The following is a 21,371-nucleotide window of genomic DNA, read 5'->3' as shown; positions in this document are numbered from 1 at the left end:
GGAAAGAAGCCCCGTTTCCTACTTCTATTCCGCCGCGCGCCTGAGCGTCTCCACCACGGGTCTGCGCAGCACCTCGCGCAGCCCCCACCAGCCGGCCGCCAGCGCCAGCACGGCACCCGCCAGCGAGCCGGCGATCGGGACCAGCGGCGAAGCGGTCCAGCTGAAGTCGAACACGTAGCGCGCCAGGCCCCAGCCGATGAGCGAGGCCACGATGCTGGCGAGGAAGCCGGCCAGCAGGCCCACGCCGATAAGCTCCGCGCGCTGCACCTGCCGCAGCAGGCTGCCGCGCGCGCCCACCGCGCGCATCACCGCGAACTCGCGCGCCCGCTCCTCGCGCGTGGCGGTCACTGCCGCGAACAGCACCACCAGGCCCGCCGCGAGGGTGAAGCCGAACAGGAACTCCACCGCGCGGATCACCTGGTCCAGCACGCGCTGCACCTGGCCGATGGTGGCGCTCATGTCCACGTTGGTGACGTTGGGGAAGGTGCGCACCAGGGCGTTGTCGAAGCCCGGGCGTTCGGGCGCGCGGAAGGCGCTCATGTAGGTGACGGGGACATCGCCGCCGAGCGAGCTCACGGTGTACATCACGAAGAAGTTGGCGTGCATCGAGCTCCAGTCGACCTTGCGCACGGAGGTGATGCGCGCCTCGTTCTGCTGGCCGCCGATGTCGAAGCGCAGCCGGTCGCCGAGCTTGAGGCCCAGCGTCTCCATCAGGCCCTGCTCCACGCTGACCTCGCCCTGCTTCCCGGGTTCCCAGCGCCCGGCCACCACCTCGTTGTGCGGCGGCCGCTCGGCGGCGTTGCTGAGGTTGAATTCGCGATCGACCAGGCGCTTGGCGCGGTCGTCCGCATAGTCGTCGGGCGAGACCGGCTTGTCGTTGATCGAGGTCAGCCGCCCGCGGATCATCGGATACCAGTCGTACTTCGTGACGCCGCCGGCCTGCAGCGCCTGCCGGAAGGCCTCGCTCTGGTCGGGCATCACGTTGATCACGAAGCGGTTGGGCGCATCGGGCGGCGAGGCGGCGCGCCAGCTCGCGACCAGGTCGGTGCGCAGCAGCACGAGCAGCACCAGCGCGAGCAGACCCACGGCGAGTGCGCTGACCTGCACCACCGCGTAGGCCGGCCGTGCCGAGATCTGGCGCGTGGCCAGCACCAGCCATCGCGGCGCGGTCGTCTCGTTGACGCTGCGGCGCAGCAACAGCACCGCCAGCCAGCTCAGCAAGGCGAAGACCGCCACCGCGGCCGCGAAGCCGCCGACCGCGATCAGCCCCAGCTTGAGATCGCTGCTGGCCGCCAGCAGCAGCGCCGCGAAGCCAGCCACGCCGAGTCCGAGCACCGCGATCGAGGCCGGCTTGAGGCCGCCCACGTCGCGCCGGATGACGCGCAGCGGCGGCACCTGGGCGAGCTGCAGCACCGGCGGCAGCCCGAAGGCGAAGAGCAGCGTGAGCCCCATGCCCAGGCCGAAGGCCACGGGCCACAGGCTGGGCGCGGGCAGCGAGGTCTCCACCAGCCCGGCCAGCAGCAGCACGAAGACGTAGTGCACGGCGAAGCCGATCGCGACGCCGATGGCGCTGGCCGCCAGGCCGATGGCGGCGAACTCGAAGGCATAGGCGTGCGCGATGGTGCGCTGGCTCTGGCCCAGCACGCGCAGCATGGCGCAGTCGTCGAGGTGGTTGGCCGCGAAGCCGCGCGCCGCCAGTGCCACCGCCACGGCCGACAGCAGCGCAGCCAGCAGCGCGACCAGGTTGAGGAATTTCTCGGCCCGCTCCAGGGTCTGGCGCATCTCGGGGCGGCCGCTCTCGAAGGAGTCGAGCCGGATTCCGCGCAGCTCGCCCTTCTTGAGGGTTGCGTCGGCCCAGTCGCTGAATCGCTTGACCGCGAGGGTGTCCCCGGCCACCGCGAAGCGATAGCTGACGCGGCTGGCCGGCTGCACGAGCCCGGTGCGCGGCACATCGGCCTGGTTGAGCATCACGCGCGGCGCGAAGCTCATGAAGCCGGCGCCGCGGTCGGGCTCCAGCGTGATCACGCGCGCGATGCGCAGGCCGGCATCGCCCAGCAGCAGCGTGTCGCCCATCTTGAGGCCCAGAGCTTCCAGCAGCGAGGCATCGACCCATACCTCGCCAGGCGCGGGCACCTCGCGCGTGGGTTGCCCCGGCACGTCGGGCGCGGCGCTGACCTGCAGGCTGCCGCGCAGCGGATAGCCGGCCTCCACCGCCTTGAGCGCCACCAGCTTGGTCGCACCGCCCTGCTCCTCGCTGGCACGCGCCATGGTCGGAAAGCCGTAGGTCCCTGCGGTCTGAAGGCCGAGCGAGCGGGCGCGCTCGATGAAGGGCGCTGGCGTCGGGTTGTCGCTCGCGAGCACGGCATCGCCGCCGATCAGCTGGCGCGCATCGCGCTGCAGGCCGCCCTTGAGCCGGTCGGCAAAGAAGCCGACGGCGGTGAGGGCGGCCACGGCGAGCAGCACGGCGACGATCAGAAGGCGCAGCTCGCCGGCGCGCAGATCGCGCCAGAGCGTGCGCCAGCCCAGGCGGAAGGAGGCGTTCATGGGACGACGATAGCCGATGCCTGGACGGGATGCTGGAACATCCCGGCTTTCGAGCGGCCTAACGCGACGCCAGTTCGGGTTGCAGCGACAGCCGTTCGACGCCCGCGTAGCAGACGAAGCGCCGGTTGGTCGCGCGTCCGATGGCGCACAGGCCCACGCGCGTGGCGACCTCGTGGCCCATCTGCGTGATGCCGCTGCGCGAGACCACGATGGCCACGCCCATCTGGGCCGACTTGATCACCATCTCGCTGGTGAGGCGTCCGGTGGTGTAGAACGCGCGCCCGCCTTCGAGCCGCCCGGCCGGCTGCATCGCGATCCAGCCGGCGATGGTGTCGATGGCGTTGTGGCGGCCGACGTCCTCGACGAAGCACTGCATGTGCGCATCGTCGTCGCCCTCGCCCAGCGTGAACAGCGCGCAGCCATGCACCGAGCCGGCCGACTTGTAGGTGCTCTCCTGGAGGCGGATCGCGTTGACCAGCGCATAGAGCTGCGACTGGCGCAGCCGCGTCGCAGGCAGCTCCAGGCGATCGATGCCGGCCATCAGCTCCCCGAACACGCTGCCCTGGCCGCAGCCGGTGGTGACCACCTTCTTGGCGGTGCGCTCCTCGATGCGGTCGATGCCCGCATGGGTCTTCACGGCCGCAGCTCCCACCTCCCAGTCGACCGTGATCGATTCGACGTCCGCCGCCGACTCGATGAGCCGCTGGTTCAGGAGATAGCCGAGCACCAGCAGTTCCGGCTGGGCGCCGAGTGTCATCAGGGTGACGAGCTCGCGCCGGTCGACGTAGACCGTCAGGTCGCGTTCGGCCGGGATCGAGACCAAGCCGTGCTCGCCATGCTCGTCGACAACGTGCACTTCGCGCGTGAGCTCGGCGCGCGCCGAGGTCAGGCGCGGAAGCGGCGGGGCACGCGTCACTGCATGCGTCACTGCTTCGGCGTGGGATTGAGGACCGCGGCGGGCTGGTTGATGCTCGGCGGCGAGGAGGCATTGCCGGGCGGCGAGTGGGCGCCCGATGCCTCGATCGGCTTCTGCTCCGGCGGCGTGAAGGCGAAGGGGCCCGGGTCGGCGCAGGCCGGGAGGGGAATCGGCGGCGGCAATTGCTTGCCGGCCGCTGCCGCGTCCGCGCGGTACTTGGCGGCCACCTTGTCCTGCGACATGCATAGCTGGTAGGCCTCCACCTTCCCGGTCCATGCGGTCCTGGCGGCGGTTTCGGCGGCCTTGGCCTTGGCTTCGGGCGTGTCGGGCGGCGGCGGCAGCTTGGCGAATGCGGTGCCGGCCAGTGCCAGGCCGCAGGCGATCACGATCTTCTTCATGAGGGGTTTCCTTCGACACGGGCGGTGTTCACCGGCATGGCGGGGGCGGGCTCGGCGCTGCGCTTAGCCGGGATCTTGCCGGCGGCAATGTCGTCGTACCAGTATTCGTGGTGCTCGCGCGCCCAGGTTTCGTCCACGTAGCCGTGGCGCATCGCGGCGTAGGCGCCCGTCATGCCCAGCGTGCCGATGTAGATGTGGCCCAGGATCATCGCCATCATCAGCATCGTCGCGACGCCATGGATCATGTGCGCCACCTGCATCTCGCCGCGCGTGTAGACGAAGCCGGGCAGCAGCTTGTCCAGGAACAGGCCAGAACCGGCGACGATGGTGCCCAGCACCAGGACACCGCCCCAGAACACGAGCTTTTCCCCGGCATTGAAGCGGTGCGACGGCACCTCCTTGCCGCCGAACAGGCCGCCGAACTTGGCCAGCCATTTGAAGTCCGCCATGCGCGGCAGGTTGTCTCGCACGAAGGTGATGAACATCAGCACCAGCGTGACAACGAACAGCGGGCCGACGAAGTTGTGGATGGTCTTGAGCGCGTAGGTCAGGCCGCCGAAAAGCGTCGCGCCGATGATCGGAAGCAGGAAGAACTGGCCGAACGCCATCACCAGCCCGGAGACCGCCAGCACCACGAAGGCGGTCGCGTTCGACCAGTGGGTGGCGCGCTCGAACGGGGTGAAACGCTCGATCTTGCGACCTGTGGGCGCACCGTGCAGGCGAATCGGCCCGTGCGTGAAGTAGTAGATCGCGATGGCCAGCAGCACCACGAAGAGCAGCGCGGCACCGTAGGGAATGATCCAGTCGTTGCGCACCTGGCGCCAGGCCTCGCCGGCGTTGGTGAAGCGCGAGCCCGGGTACTTCACGAAAGGCTGGATCAGGTTGCCGGCCTCGGGCGCCTGCGAAGCGGGCAGGCTGCTGTAGCCGGTCACGCCCTGCCCCACCTGCCGCCACATCGGCGCGTTGTTGCCAGGCTGCACCTTCATGCGCTCGCCGTTGCTTTGCTGAAAGTAGTTCGGATCGGCGCTGGCCTCCGGCTTGACCTCGAAGATGTTCTGGCTGCGGATGCCACCGGGCTGCTGCGCCGCAGGTGCCTCGACGGAAGGCGCCTGCGGCGCGGGCGTACCGCTGACCGCACCGCCGGCAGCGGGGTTCTGCGCCTGCGCCACGGCCAGGCCGGAGGCCAGAGCGGCGGTCAGCGCCAGGGCGTTCAGCAGCTTGTTCATGCAACTCATGCAGCAGACTCCTTGCGCTTCGTCAGTTGTCGCGGGTGTAGTCGTTCTGGCCGTTTTGCGTCCGGACCTTGAGCTGCTGCTGCCAGGCGTTCTTGTCGCCCACCTTCCAGCCCGAGGCGGTGAACGCGGTGCCGGCGGTCGCCTGCGTGCCGGAGTTCGCGCCGGTGCTGGTGCCGGTCCAGGGCGCGGCGTCGTACTTCACGCCCTGGGCGTTGGTCTGCGGCTTCTCGCCGCAGGCCGCGAGCAGCGCCGCGGCCGCCGCCGCAATGAGGGCCGCGCGCCTCACTTGGTGCCTCCGTTGGTCGGCGTGCCGGCCTGCTGCGAGCCGTAGGCCGTGCCCCAGCCCCAGACCTCGGCGCCCTTGCCGCGATGCAGCACACGGGTGCGGAAGATGTCGGCCACCACGTCGCCGTCGCCGGCCAGCAGCGCCTTGGTCGAGCACATCTCGGCGCAGGCCGGAAGCTTCCCCTCGGCCAGGCGGTTGCGGCCGTACTTCTCGAACTCGGCCTGCGAGCCGTTGGCCTCGGGGCCGCCGGCGCAGAAGGTGCACTTGTCCATCTTGCCGCGTGCGCCGAAGGTGCCCTGGGCCGGGAACTGGGGTGCGCCGAACGGGCAGGCGTAGGAGCAGTAGCCGCAGCCTATGCATACGTCCTTGTCGTGCAGCACCACGCCCTCTTCCGTGCGGTAGAAGCATTGCACCGGACACACCGCCATGCAGGGGGCGTCGGAGCAATGCATGCAGGCCACCGAGATCGACTTCTCGCCCGGCACCCCGTCGTTGAGCGTGACCACCCGGCGGCGGTTCACGCCCCAGGGCACCTCGTTCTCGTTCTTGCAGGCGGTGACGCAGCCGTTGCACTCGATGCAGCGCTCGGCGTCGCAGACAAACTTCATTCGTGCCATTGCGGTGTTCCCTTTAAGCCTTTTCGATGTTGCAGACCGTGGTCTTGGTCTCTTGCATCATGGTCACGCTGTCGTAGCCATAGGTGGTCGAGGTGTTGATCGCCTCGCCGCGCACCACGGGCGCCGCGCCAGCCGGGTAGTAGGCCAGCATGTCCGCCCCCTGCCAGTGGCCCGAGAAATGGAAGGGCATGAACACGGTGTCAGGCCCCACCCGCTCGGTGACCAGCGCCTGCACGTTGAGCTTGGCGCCGGTGGGGGTGTGCACCCAGGCGCGCTCGCCGTTGCGGATGTTCTTCTCGGCCGCGACCTTCGGGTTGATCTCGATGAACATCTCCTGCTGCAGCTCGGCGAGCCACGGGTTGGAGCGGGTTTCCTCGCCGCCGCCCTCGTACTCGACCAGCCGGCCGGAGGTCATGATGTAGGGGAACTTCTCGGCCACCTTGTCCGCGATGTTCTTCTGCTGCACGCTCTTGTAGAGGGTGGGCAGGCGCCAGAAGGCCATCTTGTCGTCGTGCGTCGGGTACTTGGCCATCAGGTCCGGCCGCGTGCCGTAGAGCGGCTCGCGGTGCTGCGGGATCGCGTCGGGGAAGTTCCACACCAGCGCGCGCGCCTTGGCATTGCCGAAGGGGTGGCAGCCGTGGTTCTTCATGGCCACGCGGATGATGCCGCCGGAAGAGTCGGTCTTCCAGTTCTTGCCCTCGGCCTTGGGCTTCTCGGCCTCGGTGAGCTCGTCCCACCAGCCGAGCTTCTTGAGCAGCAGGTGGTCGAATTCCGGGTAGCCGGTGGTGATCTCGGCGCCCGCGGAATGCGAGCCGTCCTCGGCCAGCAGGTTCTTGCCGCTGCGCTCCACGCCGAAGTTGGCGCGGAAGTTGCCGCCGCCGTCCATCACGTGCCGGCTGGTGTCGTACAGGTTGGCGCTGCCCGGGTGCTTGAGCTCGGGCGTGCCGTAGCAGGGCCAGGGGAGGCCGAAGTAGTCGCCCGTGAGGTCGTAGCCGTTGACCTTGTCCTTGCCGGACTTCGCGCGCAGCGTGCGCACGTCGAAGGCGCCCATGTTGCGCATGTGGGCCTGCAGGCGCTCGGGACTCTGGCCGGTGTAGCCGATGGTCCAGGTGCACTTGTTGATCTCGCGCAGGATGTCGTCGGGGATGGGCTCGTCCATGCCCTTGACCTTCTGCATGCGGTAGTTCTTGCTGAGCTCCTTGCCGAAGCCCAGCCGGTCGGCGAACTGCTGCATGATCATGTGGTCGCTGCGGCTCTCCCACAGCGGCTCGATGACCTTCTCGCGCCATTGCAGCGAGCGGTTCGAGGCGGTGACCGAGCCGCTGGTCTCGAACTGGGTGCAGGCCGGCAGCAAATAGACCGCGCGCTTGGGGTTCAGGTCCTCGGGCCGTCCCGGCATGGCGGCCATGGCCGCGGTTGCCGATGGGTACGGGTCGACCACCACCAGCAGGTCCAGCTTGTCCATCGCGCGCTTCATCTCGAGGCCGCGGGTCTGCGAGTTGGGCGCGTGGCCCCAGTAGAAGACCCCGCGCAGGTTGGAGTCCTGGTCGATCAGCTCGTTCTTCTCGAGCACGCCGTCGATCCAGCGCGAGACCGTGATGCCTGGCTTGCTCATCATCGCGGGCGATGCGAACTGCTTCTTGATCCACTCGAAGTCCACTCCCCATGTGGAAGCGAAGTGCTTCCAGGCGCCCTCGGCGATGCCGTAGTAGCCGGGCAGCGAGTCGGGGTTGGGGCCGACGTCGGTGGCGCCCTGCACGTTGTCGTGGCCGCGGAAGATGTTGGTGCCGCCGCCCGACTTGCCGACGTTGCCCAGCGCCAGCTGCAGGATGCAGGAGGCGCGCACCATGGCGTTGCCGATGCTGTGCTGCGTCTGGCCCATGCACCAGACGATGGTGCCCGGGCGGTTCTCGTGGAGCCAGGTCGCGACCTTCAGCATCTGGGCCTCCTTGACGCCGCAGGCCTCCTCGACCTTGTCTGGCGTCCACTTGGCCATCACGTCGGCGCGCACCTCTTCCATGCCGAAGACGCGGTCGTTGATGTATTTCTTGTCTTCCCAGCCGTTCTTGAAGATGTGGTGCAGCAGGCCGAACAGGAACGGAATGTCCGATCCGGAGCGGATGCGCACGTACTCGTCGGCCTTCGCCGCGGTGCGGGTGAAGCGCGGGTCGACCACGATCATCTTGCAGCCGTTTTCCTTGGCATGCAGCATGTGCAGCATGCTCACCGGGTGCGCCTCGGCCGCGTTCGAGCCGATGTACAGCGCCACCTTCGAATTGCGCATGTCGTTGTACGAATTGGTCATGGCGCCGTAGCCCCATGTGTTCGCCACGCCCGCGACGGTGGTCGAGTGGCAGATCCGCGCCTGGTGGTCGCAGTTGTTGCTGCCGAAGAAGCTCACGAACTTGCGCATCAGGTACGCCTGCTCGTTGCTGTGTTTGCTGGAGCCGATCCAGTAGACCGAATCGGGCCCGCTGGCCTGGCGCAGCTCCTTGAGCCTGGCGGTGATCTCGTCGAGCGCCTGGTCCCAGCCGATGCGCTGGTACTTGCCGTCGACCAGCTTCATCGGGTAGCGCAGCCGGTACTCGCCGTGGCCGTGCTCGCGCAGCGCGGCACCCTTGGCGCAGTGGGCACCCAGGTTGAGCGGCGAGTCGAAGACCGGCTCCTGCCGGACCCAGACGCCGTTCTCGACCACGGCGTCGGAGGCGCAGCCGACCGAGCAGTGGGTGCAGACGGTGCGCCGGACCTCGATCTTGCCCGCGCCGACGGCTGCGGGCCTGCCCTCGACGGCCTGCGCCTTGCGCATCAGCGTGAGCTGGCCGGCGGCCAGGCCGACGCCGACCCCGAGGCCCGAGCGCCGCAGGAAGGCGCGCCGGTCCATGGTCGGCAGGGCGTTGGAGAGGCCACGTCGCAGGCTGTGGACGAAAGGCGAGGCGGACGAAGGCGAAGAGGCGTGAATCGATTCGCCGTCACGCACGGTGACGGTCGACTTGCGGGTCAGCAGCATGGTGTGTCGTTCCTCAGGCCGAAGTGGACTGGTAGTAGCGCTTGACGTGTTCGCTCAGGCTGTAGCCGCCGCCCTTGTCGGGCGCGGGTTTGGGGGCGGGAGTAGCGGCGGAGGCTGGCGCCTCGACAACCTTGGGCAGCACCGTGACGGCAGCTGCGGCTGCGCCGACCGAGGCGGCGCCCAGGAAAAAACCCCGGCGGGACGCCGGCTTGGTGCCGGCGGCTTGGCTGTCCTGCATATCTTCTCCAGGAGTGGCTCATCAAAACTGGATATGAAACCAGTTACATATGTTTGGATACTAGTCCAGACCCTAATACCACGGCAATGGAAAGGCCCTTGGGTTGGCGTTGGCCTCACTCCGGCGTGTCGGAGGCCTGGGCCTCGACCTCGCCAAAGGGGCGGGTCAATGAGGCCAAGAGCGGTATAGAAACGCGCCTCCGGATGCTGCGCCTCCGCATCGCACAAGGCAGGCATCCAGGGCTGCGCATGGGTGGTAAAGAAGGCCCTGCTGCCGGGTCAGGTCGCGACAGCGACGTCTCGCCCGCGATCAGGTAGCGCGTTACCTTGAACATGCAGACCAAGTGGTCGTCGGTCTCGGACCGCGCCTGCTCGCGCATCAGGCCCAGCCGCAGGTCGCCGCGCGGGCGCGCAAGCGCCTTGGCGTTGAGGAAGTCGCTCCGAATGAGCTACCGCCAGATGCGTCAATGACTCAAATCTGCGGGCAGGAAATCAATATTGCCCATGTCATCGCTGCTGTCGTGTCGACTGCCTCGGCGATGACAGTTTCAATAATAGCGGCGAACTTTCTTGGACTTGTCGTAAGCACCAGGCAAAAGCCTTGAAGAGCCTTGCTATCGACGCCAGCCAACGCCTTACCCCCGGATGTTGCTCGGGGGTAGAAAGGTCAATATGTTTAAAGAATGCCGTCCACTGGGCTGGTAGACCTGCCACTCGCTTTCGTAGTCGGCCCGCGGGCTATTATCGGTTCAACTCTCCAATGCCTTATTGCCCGGTTCAAAGGACGACACCCCTTTGAGCATTTGATCCAAGAGGCCATCGATCGCCCGTTCCCTTTTTTCCTTCGCCCCTTCGATGAAACGATCTTTCATCTGACGATCGAGACGTCTTGCGCCAATTTTCTCGGGAATATTCGCTTTCCGAAGTTGTTCGTTTCTCATCAAATCATCCACACTCAAGCCACCTGGCTTGCCATTGCGTTTGGCGGGCTCGATCGTCATTTTACCAAACGCTGCGGGAACATATTCTTCTCGGTCCAAAAGCGCGCGCTCTTCCTCGCTCATAGGGTTCATCCTGTCGGCAGGAGGCAATTCGATATGCTCCGACGGTTCGGCGTCGTTGAGCTTTGCGGTCTTCGTAAAGAGTCCGAGAACTTCGCTGGCGTCGAGAAGGGAGTTCATGCCTTTTTTGGACAGCAGGTAGATCTCACCGCAAAGATTTTCCTCAGACGTCAGTTCCTCGATCAATGACAAAATTGCAAAGCCATATCTTCGCATTTCTCCATATTCGCTTGGTCGCAATTGTTCGGACAGGGCGCTGCCTTGCGTGAGCTGCTTTCCAAGGGAAAACAAGGCGTCTACGCAGCGATCGTATGTTTCCACGAAGGTGGCAAATTCTTGACGAAATTGCTGCGTGGCACGAAGCTCAAGGTTGTCAGGCTTGCTTTGAAGATTTTTTTTCTGAATTTGATCACCGCTCTGTTTTATTTTCCCTTCGAGCTCGGTACGTTCTTGCTGGAGGTCGGCGTAGAAAGCATCCATTTCCGCTACTAGATTCTTGGCACTCTTCTCAAGATCGTTCACAAATTGAAGCGGGGCCTCCTGCAGGTGCCTAAGCTTCACCTCGCCTTTGTTCAAGGTTTCTTCGACACCAGAAGCCTCGGGAAGATGTTGGAGTCGGTATTTTGCCGGAATCAGCTGCATGCCTTCCAGCGGAGCCAGATTCCCCATCGCATTCAAGAAGCGCTGAGCCTCGCGCTGCTTTATCTTCTTCTGTAGGTTCAAGCGCCGAGCGTTGTTCCGTTCCAGCTTTTTATCTGTTTTACCTTGTGGGTTGCTCGGCGACGTCGATTTGTCTCGTGCCGCTTCTACTTTCCGGTCCCAGCCTTCCTTAAGTAAGCTGACAGATTTTTCAAATCGAGTGAATTTGCTTTGACCTTGCCCGTCAAGATTGACTTCCATCAGGTCCTGGCGAATTCGCTGAACCGATGGAAGTACCCCATTATGTACTCGGTTATTTTGGGTCCCCCGGGCGCGCCCGGCTTCTTTTACGGCGGTTTTGCATTCTTGAATTTCAATAAGCGCAATGGCTTTTTTCACAACTTCCACATGCGGCATGTACTTCGATTTTTCCAGCGGTGTCTTGCTGTCATCGATGTAGTTTTTCAATGCGTGGAGAGATGTCTGCACGTCGTCAACATCAACGAGCAGGGCGTTGTTTTGCGCCTTTGCAAGAAGACCTTTGAGATTGTTTCTCACGGTCTCGTCGAAAGCCTTCTTTGGATTCATCAGCTCATTCCAGCGTCTCCTGAAAGAAACCTTTTCTTTGACGACTCTGTTTAAAGATTTCTCGCTTGGCCCGGTTTTCTGGGCGGGCTGACGCAGGGATGTCGCGCCGAGAGCGATCTTGGAGGCAGAAATTCGAGGGGTCATATGCAAAAAATGAATGATAGAGATTAGGGAAAATCGTGGTGAGATTTGCGGTGAGTCAAATGCGCAACCCTGCGGCATCGATGCCTGAGGGCTCGTCCGGTTCACTGTGCCTTATGCCTTGGAGCGCTGCCTCCCAAAGCACGCGGGAGGCTTCTAAACGCATCAACTCTTGCGCTAGCCCAGATACGGCTGAATCGGTCGGGTACATATCGGCCATGAGCAGCAGATCGCCGTCTTCGTGGTCGCGCCCCAAACGCAGTGTGCCGTTGTGATGCCCCTGGGCGTTGTAGGTCAACGCAAGCTTGTAGGCCAGCAATTCATGCTCGGGTTCGAGCCGGCCGAGAGCGGTGGTAAATACCAGGCGCGGCGGACTGGTGACCCATTCGGCCAGGATGTCGTCCCCGCTAGCCAGTTCAATCAGCCAGCTTGAGTTGTCCAGCGACGTGACTGTGCCCAGTTCCGGCTCGGCATTGGTTGCCTCGTTGAAGGCGACTTCGATGTCGTGGGGGGTGAGCCAGGGCATGGGGCTCGCTCCGGGTTGTGCGACGTCATGAGGGTCAGGTTCCATTTATCCACCTCGGCGATTGAAGGCAGCCTCGAATGACAAATCACGCTCGATGGAGAACAAGGCATCCCCAGCTGCTTCCCGGATTCGGACTCGCGCGACGATACATGCCTCATCTCTGGTGAGGCTGCTGCAGCGAACAAACTTCAGAATCGCCCGGCGGAGCAAGACCGAAGTCGGAGGCCTCCGCAAGAAGTGCAGCGGTAACCCAGCGAGCCTCTGCAATGCCGCAACGCGCCCGTATCGGGCGGACAGCATCGATCCCATGTCAGACAGGGCACACAGGGCAGACAGGGCGGGCTTACGACACAGCTCACCAGCTGCGCTGAGCTTCAGGGCAGGCTAATCCAGCATGTCGAAACCCTGAGCCTCTACCTCGGCAAAGGCCCGCGTCAACGCAGACAAGGCGCCATAGAAATGCGCCTTCGGATGCTGCGCCACCGCATCGCACATGGCGGGCATCCACGGCTGCACATGCGTGGCGAAGAAGGCCTGCTGCTGCGTGAGGTTGGCCACCGCGACGTCCTCGCCCGCGATCAGGTAGCGCATCACCTCGAACAGGCAGGCCACGTGATCCTCGGTCTCCGACACCGCCTGCTCGCGCGCGAGGCCCAGCCGGTCCAGGTCGCCGCGCAGGCGCGCAAGCGGCTTGTCGTTGAGGAAACCGCTGAGATAGTGCGAGCCGAACAGGTACACATCGGGCTTGCCGATGCCGCCGAAGAGCGCGTCGTACTCGTCACGCACCGCTGCCGCGTCGAGGCCGCGCGCCACGCCCACCAGCTGGCGCCAGGGCTCCTCCAGAAAGGCGCCGGCGGCCGGCGCCTCGGTGGGCGCGACCTGGAAGGCGGCGAGCAGCTCGGCGTCGGGGGCGGCATACCAGAGCCGCGCGAGCAGCCCGTAGAGCTCCGCGCGCGCGAGTTCCTCGTCGAGCGCTGAAGTGGCAGGGAAGCTCTCGCTCATCAAAAAACCTCCGCGCAAAGCGCCGCGGTATTCGCCTTGGGAACGGCCCTGCGGCTCATAGCTGCGTGATCTTGAGTTCGTTGGAGGCGCTGTACAGGTCGATGACCCGGCAGTCGCTGCACATCTTGAGGCGCTCCAGCGCCTCGCCCTGGAACATCGCGTGGCCGGCCAGCTTGCCGAGCATGGCCTCGATGGCCTTCTGGGTGCCGAAGGGCTTGTCGCAGCGGATGCAGCGCCAGGGCTTCGCTTCGTTGAGGACCACCGGCTGGCTGCGCTCGGGCGCCACGAGCAGCCGCGGCACGAGCGAGATCGCATCCTCGGGGCAGGTGCTTGCGCACAGGCCGCACTGCACGCAGTTCTTCTCGACGAAGCGCAGCTGCGGCGCGTTGGGGTTGTCCTGCAGGGCGCTCGCCGGGCAGGCGCTCACGCAGGCCAGGCACATCGTGCACTTGTTCTTGTCGACGTCGATGGCGCCGTAGGGCGAGGCCGCTGGCAGCGCGATGGCGAGCGGCGAGTCGCGGCCGGTCTTCATGGCCGGGGCGGCATCCACGAGGTGGTCCAGCGCGAGTTCGAGGGTGCTGCGCTTCTCGGCGCCGACCGCGAAGCGCGCCGGCGCCGCCGGGCGTTGCGGTTGCGCCTCGCGCAGTTGCGCCAGCGCCTGGTCCAGCGCGGCGGGCTCGCCCGCCTCGATCAGCCGGAAATGCGTGCCGGCGTAGCCCAGGCCCGCGAGCACGGCCTGCGCGATGTTCATCTGCGCGCGCAGCGCATCGATGTACGCGGGCGCCTCCTCGCCGGTGGCCAGCACCGCCACTTGCGAGGCGCCGAAGGCAATGGCGCTCAGCCACAGGTCGATGCCGGTGCTCGCCGCGTGCCAGAGCCCGACCGGAATCACCTGTGCCGGGACGCCCTGCGCGCGGCCGAGGCGCGCCTCGCGGCCCAACTTCTCGATCAGGGCCTGGCCGCCTTCGCGGCCGTGCAGCAGCAGGACCGCATCGCGCCCGCCCGCCACCGCATAGGTGGAGAGCAGCGTGCGCAGCCGCGTCCCCTGGTCGGGCGCATGCGGATAGGCGTAGGCCAGCGCGCCGGTCGGACACACGGTGGTGCAGGCGCCGCAGCCGACGCAGAGGTTCGGGTTGACGACGATGCGCTGGCGCCCCTTGTCGCTGCTCACCGCATGGGCCGAGCAGACCTCGATGCAGGCGTTGCAGCCCACCTGCTCGTTGCGGCTGTGGGCGCAGAGCTTCTGGCGGTAGTCGAAGAACTTCGGTTTCTCGAACTCGCCCACCAGCTCGCGCAGCTGCAGCAGGGTCGAAGGCGCGAGCGCATTCGCCAGGCCGCCGCGCAGGTGGAAGTAGCCCTGCGGCGGCGCGTGCCAGTCGATCAGCGGCGCCTCGCCGAGGTCGAGCACCAGGTCGAAGCCGGCCTCGAGGGCCTCGGCCGGGCGGCTGAAGTCGATGGCGCCGGCCACGGTGCAGGCGCGCTCGCAGTCGCGGTGCGACTGGCACTTCGCGTTGTCGATCTGGTAGTCCAGGCCGATCGCCTGTTCGGGGCAGGCCACCAGGCAGGCATTGCAGCGGGTGCAGAGGTCGAGGTCGATCGCGTTGTCGCGCGTCCAGCGCAGTTGGAAGGCGCCGAGCCAGCCGGCGAGCGCATCGATGCGGCCGGCGACCACGGGCCAGCGGCGTTCCTGCGCGCCGCCTGTGCTGCCGGGGCCGCGCGAGAAGATCGTGACCTCCAGCGTATCGGCCAGCAGCGCAGCCACGCGCTCCGCCTCGTCGAGCGCGCCGACCACCAGCACCCGGCCCTGGCTCTTGTAGCTGACGATGCCGACCGGCTCGGGCTCCGGCAGCCGGGCCTGCGCGAGCAGCGCCGCGATCTTGGGGCTGGCGCCCGCCGCATCGCGGCTCCAGCCGCCGGTTTCGCGGATGTTGACGAAGCGGATCGGCGACTCGGCGCCGGGCGTCTGCTGCGCGAGCTCGCCGAACAGGCGTTTCTCCTGCGTGCAGGCGACCACCACGTCGTCGCCGGACTGGATCGCGCGCTGGAAAGCCGGCGCCTCACGGCGGCACAGCGTGGAATGCAGGGGCAGTGTTTCAGCCAGCGCCGCGCCGAGGGTCTTCGGCTCGAGCGGCATCGTCTTGTTGCAGTCGCAGATCAGCGTGGTGGTCATCGGCTTCTTGGCGTGTCGGCTGCACATCGGCGGCAACCGGCTGGCTGGGAACGGGATCCGTGGGGGTCGACTGTGCCACGTCCGGCATTGCGTCGCCCTCAGGGTTTTTGTCGGGCTGTTCCTCGAACAGCTTCATGAACTTCGCGCTGGCCATCTGGCGCAGGACGCTCTCGGGCACCGGGGTCGAAACGGAATAGTCGTCGATGTAGGTGTCGAGGCCATCCATGACATTGAAGTGCGGATCGGCGAACAGCTTCTTGAGTGCGGCGTTCTTGACCTCGGGCGCGACGTTGCCGGCAAGGAAGGGCTTGAAGTCGGATTCGGGGGTCAGGCCTTCGATATCTGCAAGCGTCGGCGCCACCGGAGTTTCTGTCTCCGCTTCCGGAACGGGGGTGGGTTGGGGGCGCGCAGCCTGCGCAACCGGCGCAGGCTCCGAAGGCACCACCGCCTCCTCCGGCACCTCCCCTTCCCTCACCTGCTGCTTGCGCCGCGACCACCGCTCGAAGAACCCTTCAGACATCGCCCGCTCCCCGCCCGCGCTTCTTCTCGGTCGAAATACTGGCCGCATTGCCGAAGCGGTCGACCAGCGGCCTGAAGCTCTGCGGCCGCTGTCGGCGCCTGGGTTCGGCCACGTGATGCTCGTCGACCCAGGTGCGCAGCCATTCGACCACCTCCGGCGGCGCCGGCACCTGCTCGACGTTCTCCTGCGCATCCAGCCAGCGGCCGGCCTCGTTGTAGCTGAGCGTCACCACCAACGGGCGCGCGATCGGCTCCGGCGCCACGGTCGCCTCCTCTTCAAGGCGCCACAGCACAAACCAGCCCGGCATGGGTGTGGTCGCGTTCAGTTGGTAGCCGTCGGTGTCGTCGCGAAACAATTCGACCTTGAAGCCCGGATGCAGCCAGCGCTGCAATTCGTCGTCCTGCTCCAGCAGGCGCGGCGCGCTGCCGAAGCCGGGCTCGTCGGGCACGACGCCCTCGAGCGTCCAGCGCCAGGGCTGCCAATGGCTCGAGGGTCCGTGCAACCGTTCACGTCGCATCACGACCGCGACTTCGAGCGAGGGGCGCGCGCCAGCGTCGATGGGGGGACCGGAAGGCGGGTTCATGCGCCCGACGATAGCCGATGCGCCAGATGTGGACACGGCGCCGCGGCTATTGCGCGGCGTGCTGCCGGCAATCCTGTTCAGGGCAGCAGGACACGCGCATCGGGCTCATGCCCCCTGCCTTCCTCAATGCGCGGCAGCCTCCACCGCCCCGGTCCCGTAGCCCGCCGCCGCTATGGGCGTTCCGCCCGCCAGGACCTGCACCGCGCAGTACTTGAACTCGGGAATCTTTCCCATCGGGTCGAGCGCTGCGTTGGTCATCAGGTTGGCAGCAGCTTCGTAGTACGCGAAGGGCACGAAGACCGCGCCATTCGGTGTGCCGTCGTCGCGCCGCACGTGGATCGCCACCTCGCCACGGCGCGAGCGGATGGTGATCACGTCGCCCGCCTTCAAGCCCAGCGCATCGATATCGCCCTGGTTCATCGACGCCGTGGCCATGGGCTCCAGCGCGTCGAGCACCGTCGCGCGGCGCGTCATGCTGCCGGTGTGCCAGTGCTCCAGCTGGCGGCCGGTGATCAGCACGAAGGGGTACTGCGCGTCGGGCCGCTCGTCGGCCGGGATGATGTCGGCCGGCACCAGCTTCACGCGGCCGTCCGCAGTCGGGAAGCTGTCGATGAAGACGGTCGGCTGGCCCGGATCGTCGGCGCTCAGGCAGGGGTAGGTCACGCTGGACTCGCGCTGCAGCCGCTCCCAGCTGATGCCGCTGATGGCGGCGTGCATGGCCTGGCGCATTTCCTCATAGACCGCGGCGACGCCGCATTCCTCGCCTTCGTAGTTCCACGACAGGCCCATGCGCTGCGCGATCTGCTGAACGATCCACAAGTCGGGCTTGGCGTCGCCCGGCGGATCCAGCGCCCGTTTGCCCAGCTGCACCATGCGATCGGTGTTGCTCACCGTGCCGGTCTTCTCGGGCCAGGCGCTGGCGGGCAGCACCACGTCGGCCAGCCACGCGGTCTCGGTCATGAAGATGTCCTGCACCACCAGGTGCTCCAGGCTCGCGAGTGCGTGGCGCGCATGGTTGAGGTCCGGGTCGCTCATCGCGGGGTTCTCGCCCATGATGTACATGCCGCGGATCTTGTGCGGGTCGTCCTCCGGCGCCAGCGCCTTGTGCATGATCTCGACCACCGTGTAGCCGGGCTTCTCGTCCAGCGGCACGCCCCAGAAGTCCTCGAACCACGCATGCGCCTCGGCGTTGTCCACGCGCTGGTAATTGGGGAACATCATCGGGATCAGCCCGGCGTCGCTCGCCCCCTGCACGTTGTTCTGGCCGCGCAGCGGATGCAGGCCCGAGCCGGGCTTGCCGATCTGGCCGGTGACGGTGACCAGCGCGATCAGGCAGCGTGCGTTGTCGGTGCCATGCACGTGCTGGCTGATGCCCATGCCCCACAGCACCATCGCGCCCTTGGCCGTGGCAATGGCGCGCGCCACCTCGCGCAGCGTCTCGGCGGGAATGCCGCAGATCGGCGCCATGGCCTCGGGGCTGTAGCCCTTGACGTTCTCGCGCAGCGCCTCGAAGTTGCTGGCGCGATCGCGCACGAAGGTCTCGTCGACCAGGCCCTCGTCGATGACCGTGTGGATCAGCGCGTTGAGCATGGCCACGTCGGTGTCGGCCTTGAACTGCAGGGTGCGCCAGGCGTGCCTGCCGATGTCGGTGACGCGCGGATCGGCGAGCACGATCTTCGCGCCGCGCTTGGCGGCGTTCTTCATCCAGGTCGCGGCGACCGGGTGGTTGGCGGTCGGGTTGGAGCCGATGATGAAGATCAGGTCCGCGTGCTCCACGTCGTTGACCTGGTTGCTCACCGCGCCCGAGCCCACGCCTTCGAGCAGGGCCGCCACGCTGGAGGCATGGCACAGGCGCGTGCAGTGGTCGACGTTGTTGCTGCGAAAGCCGGTGCGCACCAGCTTCTGGAACAGGTAGGCCTCTTCGTTGCTGCCCTTGGCGGAGCCGAAGCCGGCGAGCGCCTTGTTGCCATGCGTGTCGCGCAGATCCTTGAGCTTGCCGGCCGCGAGTTCGAGCGCCTCTTCCCAGCTGGCCTCGCGGAAGGTGTCGCGCCAGTCGCCGGGGCGCGGTGCGTCGCTGAAGCCCTTGGGCACGCCGGCCTTGCGGATCAGCGGCTTGGTGAGGCGCTGCGGATGGTGCGCGTAGTCGAAGCCGAAGCGGCCCTTGACGCAGAGCCGGCCATGGTTGGCCGGGCCGTCGCGGCCGTCGACGCTGACGATCTTCTCGTCCTTGACGTTGTAGGTGATCAGGCAGCCCACGCCGCAGAAGGGGCAGACGGAGTCGACCTTGCGGTCGACCTGCTGCGAGCCGATGTGGCTCTTGGGCATCAGGGCGCCGGTGGGGCAGGCCTGCACGCATTCGCCGCAGGCCACGCAGGTGCTGTCGCCCATCGGGTCGTCGAGGTCGAAGACGATCCTGGATGCGGCCCCGCGCAGGGCGTAGCCGATGACGTCGTTGACCTGCTCTTCGCGGCAGGCGCGCACGCAGCGGTTGCACTGGATGCAGGCGTCGAGGTTGACGGCCATGGCGGGGTGGGAGATGTCGGCGGCCGGCTGTTCGCGCCGCAGTGCCTTGAGCGCGGGGCGGACGTTCACTTCGAGGCGCTCGGCCCATTCGCTGAGTTCGCCATGCTGGCCAACCGCTTCGCCGACGGCTGCCTCTCCAACACCTTCATCGTTCCACTTGTACCCCGCGTCGGGCATGTCGGACAGCAGCATCTCGACCACCATCCGCTGGCTCTTGCGCGCCCGCTCGCTCGTGGCCTGCACCTCCATCCCGGCGGTCACGTTGCGGCAGCAGCTCGGCGCCAGCACGCGCTCTCCTTTCAGCTCCACCACGCAGGACCGGCAATTGCCGTCGGGCCGCAGCCCTTCCTTGTAGCAAAGCCGCGGGATCTCGACCCCATGCCGCTGCGCGGCCTGCAGGATGCTCTCGCCCTCGAAGGCCTGGACCGCCCGCCCGTCGAGCGTGAACTCGACGGTCTGCGGCATCAGTTCGTTCAGCTTGGCGGGCGCGTTCATTCGATCTCCTGCGGAAAGTACTTCTGGATGCAGCGGATCGGATTGGGCGCCGCCTGGCCGAGCCCGCAGATCGATGCATCGCCCATGACCTGCGCCAGGTCCTCCAGCGTGGCCTGGTCCCACACCGGCGCCTCCATCAGCGCCGCGGCCTTGGCCGTGCCCACGCGGCAGGGCGTGCACTGGCCGCAGCTCTCGTGCTCGAAGAAGCGCATCACGTTGCGCGCCGCATCGCGCGCCTTGTCGTGCTGGCTCAGCACCATCACGGCGGCGGAGCCGATGAAGCAGCCGTGGGGCTGCAGGGTGTCGAAGTCCAGCGGGATGTCGTTCATGCGGGCCGGCAGGATGCCGCCCGAGGCGCCGCCGGGCAGGTAGGCGTAGAGCTGGTGGCCGTCCATCATGCCGCCGCAGTACTCGTCGATCAGCTCCTGCACCGTGATGCCCGCAGGTGCGAGCTTGACGCCGGGCTGCTTCACCCGCCCGCTCACGCTGAAGCTGCGCAGCCCCTTGCGCCCGTGGCGGCCGAAGCCGCTGAACCACTGGGGGCCCCGCTGGACGATGTCGCGGACCCAGTAGAGGGTCTCGAAGTTGTGCTCCAGCGTGGGCCGGCCGAACAGGCCGACCTGCGCGATGTAGGGCGGGCGCATGCGGGGCTCGCCGCGCTTGCCCTCGATGCTCTCGATCATCGCGGACTCCTCGCCGCAGATGTAGGCGCCGGCGCCGCGCCTGAGCTCGATGCGCGGCAACTCGCAGGGCGGATCGGCCCGAAGCCTGGCCAACTCGGCCTCCAGCAGCGCGCGGCAGTCGTGGTATTCGTCCCGCAGGTAGATGTAGCAGGCCTCGGTGCCCACGACCTGCGCCGCGATCAGCAGGCCTTCGAGGAAGCGGTGTGGATCGCGCTCGAGGTAGGCGCGGTCCTTGAAGGTGCCGGGCTCGCCCTCGTCGATGTTGACTGCCATGAGCCGGGGCGCCGGCTGCTCGCGCACGATGCGCCACTTGCGCCCCGCCGGGAAGCCCGCGCCGCCGAGGCCGCGCAGGCCGGAGTCTTCCATGGCCTGGACCACGGCCTGCGCGTCCTGCTCGCCGTTGACCAGCGCCGCGGCAAGGGCGTAGCCGCCGTTGGCGCGGTAGGTGGCGTAGTCGGTGAAGGGAGGCAGCGTCTGCACCGCGTCGAGCGGCGGCGTCACGCTTTTTTCGGCGAAGTCCGAGGGCTCGAAATGCCCGGTCTCGCGTGGCGGCAGCGCAGATTCCAGCGCCAGCAGGATCTTGTCCGCGTTCGCCATCGGCACGGCGCGCTGGTGGACAGCCGCGGCGGGCGCCTGCTCGCAGCGGCCGATGCAGGGCGCGGAGATCACGCGCACGTCCTGGCGGCCCGCCGCACCGAGCAGCGCAGGCAGCCGCGCCAGCAGGTCCCGGGCGCCCGCCAGCTCGCAGGCCAGTCCGTCGCACACGCGCACGGTGAGGCCGGGCGCCTGCTCGTCGCCGCGCAGGATCTCGAAGTGGTGATAGAAGGTCGCGACCTCGTAGACCTCGGCCATCGGGATGTTCGTGAGCGAGGCCAGCGCCACCAGGTGCCGGTCGTGCAGGCCGAGGCTGGCGTCGTTGAGCCGGTGCAGGTGCTCGATGAGAAGGTCGCGGGGCCAGCCGCCGTCGGGCTTCGGGCCGAGGAGCTCGCGCACTTCCCGCAGCGCCTCCGCCTCGGGCTGGCGCCCCTTGAGCTTGCTCTTGCGCCGGATGCGCTCACGCAACTGGTCGGGGGTGGCGAGTGGAATCGCCTGGATCTCGTTCTGGGTGCCTGGGTGGTTCATTGCCTCGGCCGTCGACGGCGGGATGCCTCGGCTGCACTGTGGAGCGCCCGGCGGCGCTTGGCAAATTGAATCCGCACA

General features: G+C 67.0%; 17 protein-coding genes. 1 reads left to right on the top strand and 16 read right to left on the bottom strand.

Annotation, left to right across the window (positions count from 1 at the left end; translation table 11 throughout):
• Positions 1–24 precede the first annotated feature (24 nt).
• Genes APY03_RS22455 through APY03_RS22420 form a run of 8 tightly spaced genes read right to left on the bottom strand, consistent with a single transcriptional unit; the run spans position 25 to position 9,241 of the window.
• The gene (locus APY03_RS22455; protein WP_068680188.1) at positions 25–2,544 is read right to left on the bottom strand and encodes an ABC transporter permease; all 2,520 of its coding nucleotides are present in this window, start codon (positions 2,542–2,544) and stop codon (positions 25–27) included.
• A 58-nt stretch (positions 2,545–2,602) separates the two neighbouring features.
• A complete protein-coding gene (locus tag APY03_RS22450; RefSeq protein WP_068680186.1) occupies positions 2,603–3,472 on the bottom strand; it encodes a formate dehydrogenase accessory sulfurtransferase FdhD in 870 nt (289 codons plus the stop codon).
• On the bottom strand, positions 3,469–3,858 hold the full coding sequence (locus tag APY03_RS22445; RefSeq protein ID WP_068680184.1) for a hypothetical protein: 390 nt from the start codon (positions 3,856–3,858) through the stop codon (positions 3,469–3,471). The genes APY03_RS22450 and APY03_RS22445 overlap by 4 nt, the downstream gene beginning before the upstream one ends.
• Positions 3,855–5,084 (bottom strand): formate dehydrogenase subunit gamma, encoded by a 1,230-nt coding sequence (locus APY03_RS22440; protein ID WP_068680182.1) that lies wholly within the window; start codon positions 5,082–5,084, stop codon positions 3,855–3,857. Before APY03_RS22440 ends, APY03_RS22445 begins: the two co-directional genes overlap by 4 nt.
• A 31-nt stretch (positions 5,085–5,115) precedes the next feature.
• The gene (locus APY03_RS22435) at positions 5,116–5,379 is read right to left on the bottom strand and encodes a hypothetical protein (protein ID WP_068680179.1); all 264 of its coding nucleotides are present in this window, start codon (positions 5,377–5,379) and stop codon (positions 5,116–5,118) included.
• Positions 5,376–5,996 carry a formate dehydrogenase FDH3 subunit beta gene (gene fdh3B, locus APY03_RS22430; RefSeq protein ID WP_068680177.1) on the bottom strand — a complete coding sequence of 207 codons (621 nt, stop codon included), beginning with the start codon at positions 5,994–5,996 and terminating at the stop codon, positions 5,376–5,378. Before fdh3B ends, APY03_RS22435 begins: the two co-directional genes overlap by 4 nt.
• A gap of 13 nt (positions 5,997–6,009) precedes the next feature.
• Positions 6,010–9,003: a formate dehydrogenase subunit alpha gene (locus APY03_RS22425; RefSeq protein ID WP_068680175.1), complete on the bottom strand. Its 2,994-nt coding sequence runs from the start codon at positions 9,001–9,003 to the stop codon at positions 6,010–6,012.
• A gap of 13 nt (positions 9,004–9,016) precedes the next feature.
• Positions 9,017–9,241 (bottom strand): formate dehydrogenase, encoded by a 225-nt coding sequence (locus APY03_RS22420; RefSeq protein WP_068680173.1) that lies wholly within the window; start codon positions 9,239–9,241, stop codon positions 9,017–9,019.
• 343 nt (positions 9,242–9,584) lie between these two features.
• Between APY03_RS22420 and APY03_RS41700 the strand changes: the two genes are divergently transcribed.
• A complete protein-coding gene (locus APY03_RS41700) occupies positions 9,585–9,845 on the top strand; it encodes a hypothetical protein (protein WP_146039658.1) in 261 nt (86 codons plus the stop codon).
• Positions 9,846–9,989: 144 nt separating this feature from the next.
• Here the strand turns inward: APY03_RS41700 and APY03_RS41695 are convergent, their stop codons facing one another.
• The 8 genes from APY03_RS41695 to APY03_RS22370 all read right to left on the bottom strand — a co-directional run bounded on the left by APY03_RS41695 (position 9,990) and on the right by APY03_RS22370 (position 21,293).
• A complete protein-coding gene (locus APY03_RS41695) occupies positions 9,990–11,672 on the bottom strand; it encodes a hypothetical protein (RefSeq protein WP_146039657.1) in 1,683 nt (560 codons plus the stop codon).
• A gap of 55 nt (positions 11,673–11,727) precedes the next feature.
• Positions 11,728–12,195, bottom strand: coding sequence for a type III secretion system chaperone (locus APY03_RS22400; RefSeq protein ID WP_068680164.1), 468 nt, complete (start codon positions 12,193–12,195; stop codon positions 11,728–11,730).
• Between the two features lie 384 nt (positions 12,196–12,579).
• Positions 12,580–13,197 carry a TorD/DmsD family molecular chaperone gene (locus APY03_RS22395; protein ID WP_068680162.1) on the bottom strand — a complete coding sequence of 206 codons (618 nt, stop codon included), beginning with the start codon at positions 13,195–13,197 and terminating at the stop codon, positions 12,580–12,582.
• A 55-nt stretch (positions 13,198–13,252) separates the two neighbouring features.
• The gene (locus tag APY03_RS22390; protein ID WP_232081238.1) at positions 13,253–15,367 is read right to left on the bottom strand and encodes a 4Fe-4S dicluster domain-containing protein; all 2,115 of its coding nucleotides are present in this window, start codon (positions 15,365–15,367) and stop codon (positions 13,253–13,255) included.
• Positions 15,291–15,887 (bottom strand): DUF3306 domain-containing protein, encoded by a 597-nt coding sequence (locus APY03_RS22385; RefSeq protein WP_068680160.1) that lies wholly within the window; start codon positions 15,885–15,887, stop codon positions 15,291–15,293. The genes APY03_RS22390 and APY03_RS22385 overlap by 77 nt, the downstream gene beginning before the upstream one ends.
• The gene (locus tag APY03_RS22380) at positions 15,880–16,470 is read right to left on the bottom strand and encodes a DUF3305 domain-containing protein (protein WP_068680158.1); all 591 of its coding nucleotides are present in this window, start codon (positions 16,468–16,470) and stop codon (positions 15,880–15,882) included. The genes APY03_RS22385 and APY03_RS22380 overlap by 8 nt, the downstream gene beginning before the upstream one ends.
• Positions 16,471–16,593: 123 nt before the next feature.
• On the bottom strand, positions 16,594–19,488 hold the full coding sequence (fdhF, locus tag APY03_RS22375) for a formate dehydrogenase subunit alpha (protein WP_068680156.1): 2,895 nt from the start codon (positions 19,486–19,488) through the stop codon (positions 16,594–16,596).
• Positions 19,485–21,293, bottom strand: a complete 1,809-nt coding sequence (locus APY03_RS22370; RefSeq protein ID WP_068680154.1) for an NADH-ubiquinone oxidoreductase-F iron-sulfur binding region domain-containing protein — start codon at positions 21,291–21,293, stop codon at positions 19,485–19,487. Before APY03_RS22370 ends, fdhF begins: the two co-directional genes overlap by 4 nt.
• Positions 21,294–21,371 lie beyond the last annotated feature (78 nt).

The organism is Variovorax sp. WDL1, assembly GCF_001541225.1.
GTDB lineage: Bacteria > Pseudomonadota > Gammaproteobacteria > Burkholderiales > Burkholderiaceae_C > Variovorax.
Note: the sequence above shows the minus strand (reverse complement) of the source record. Positions and strands in the feature narration are given on the sequence as shown.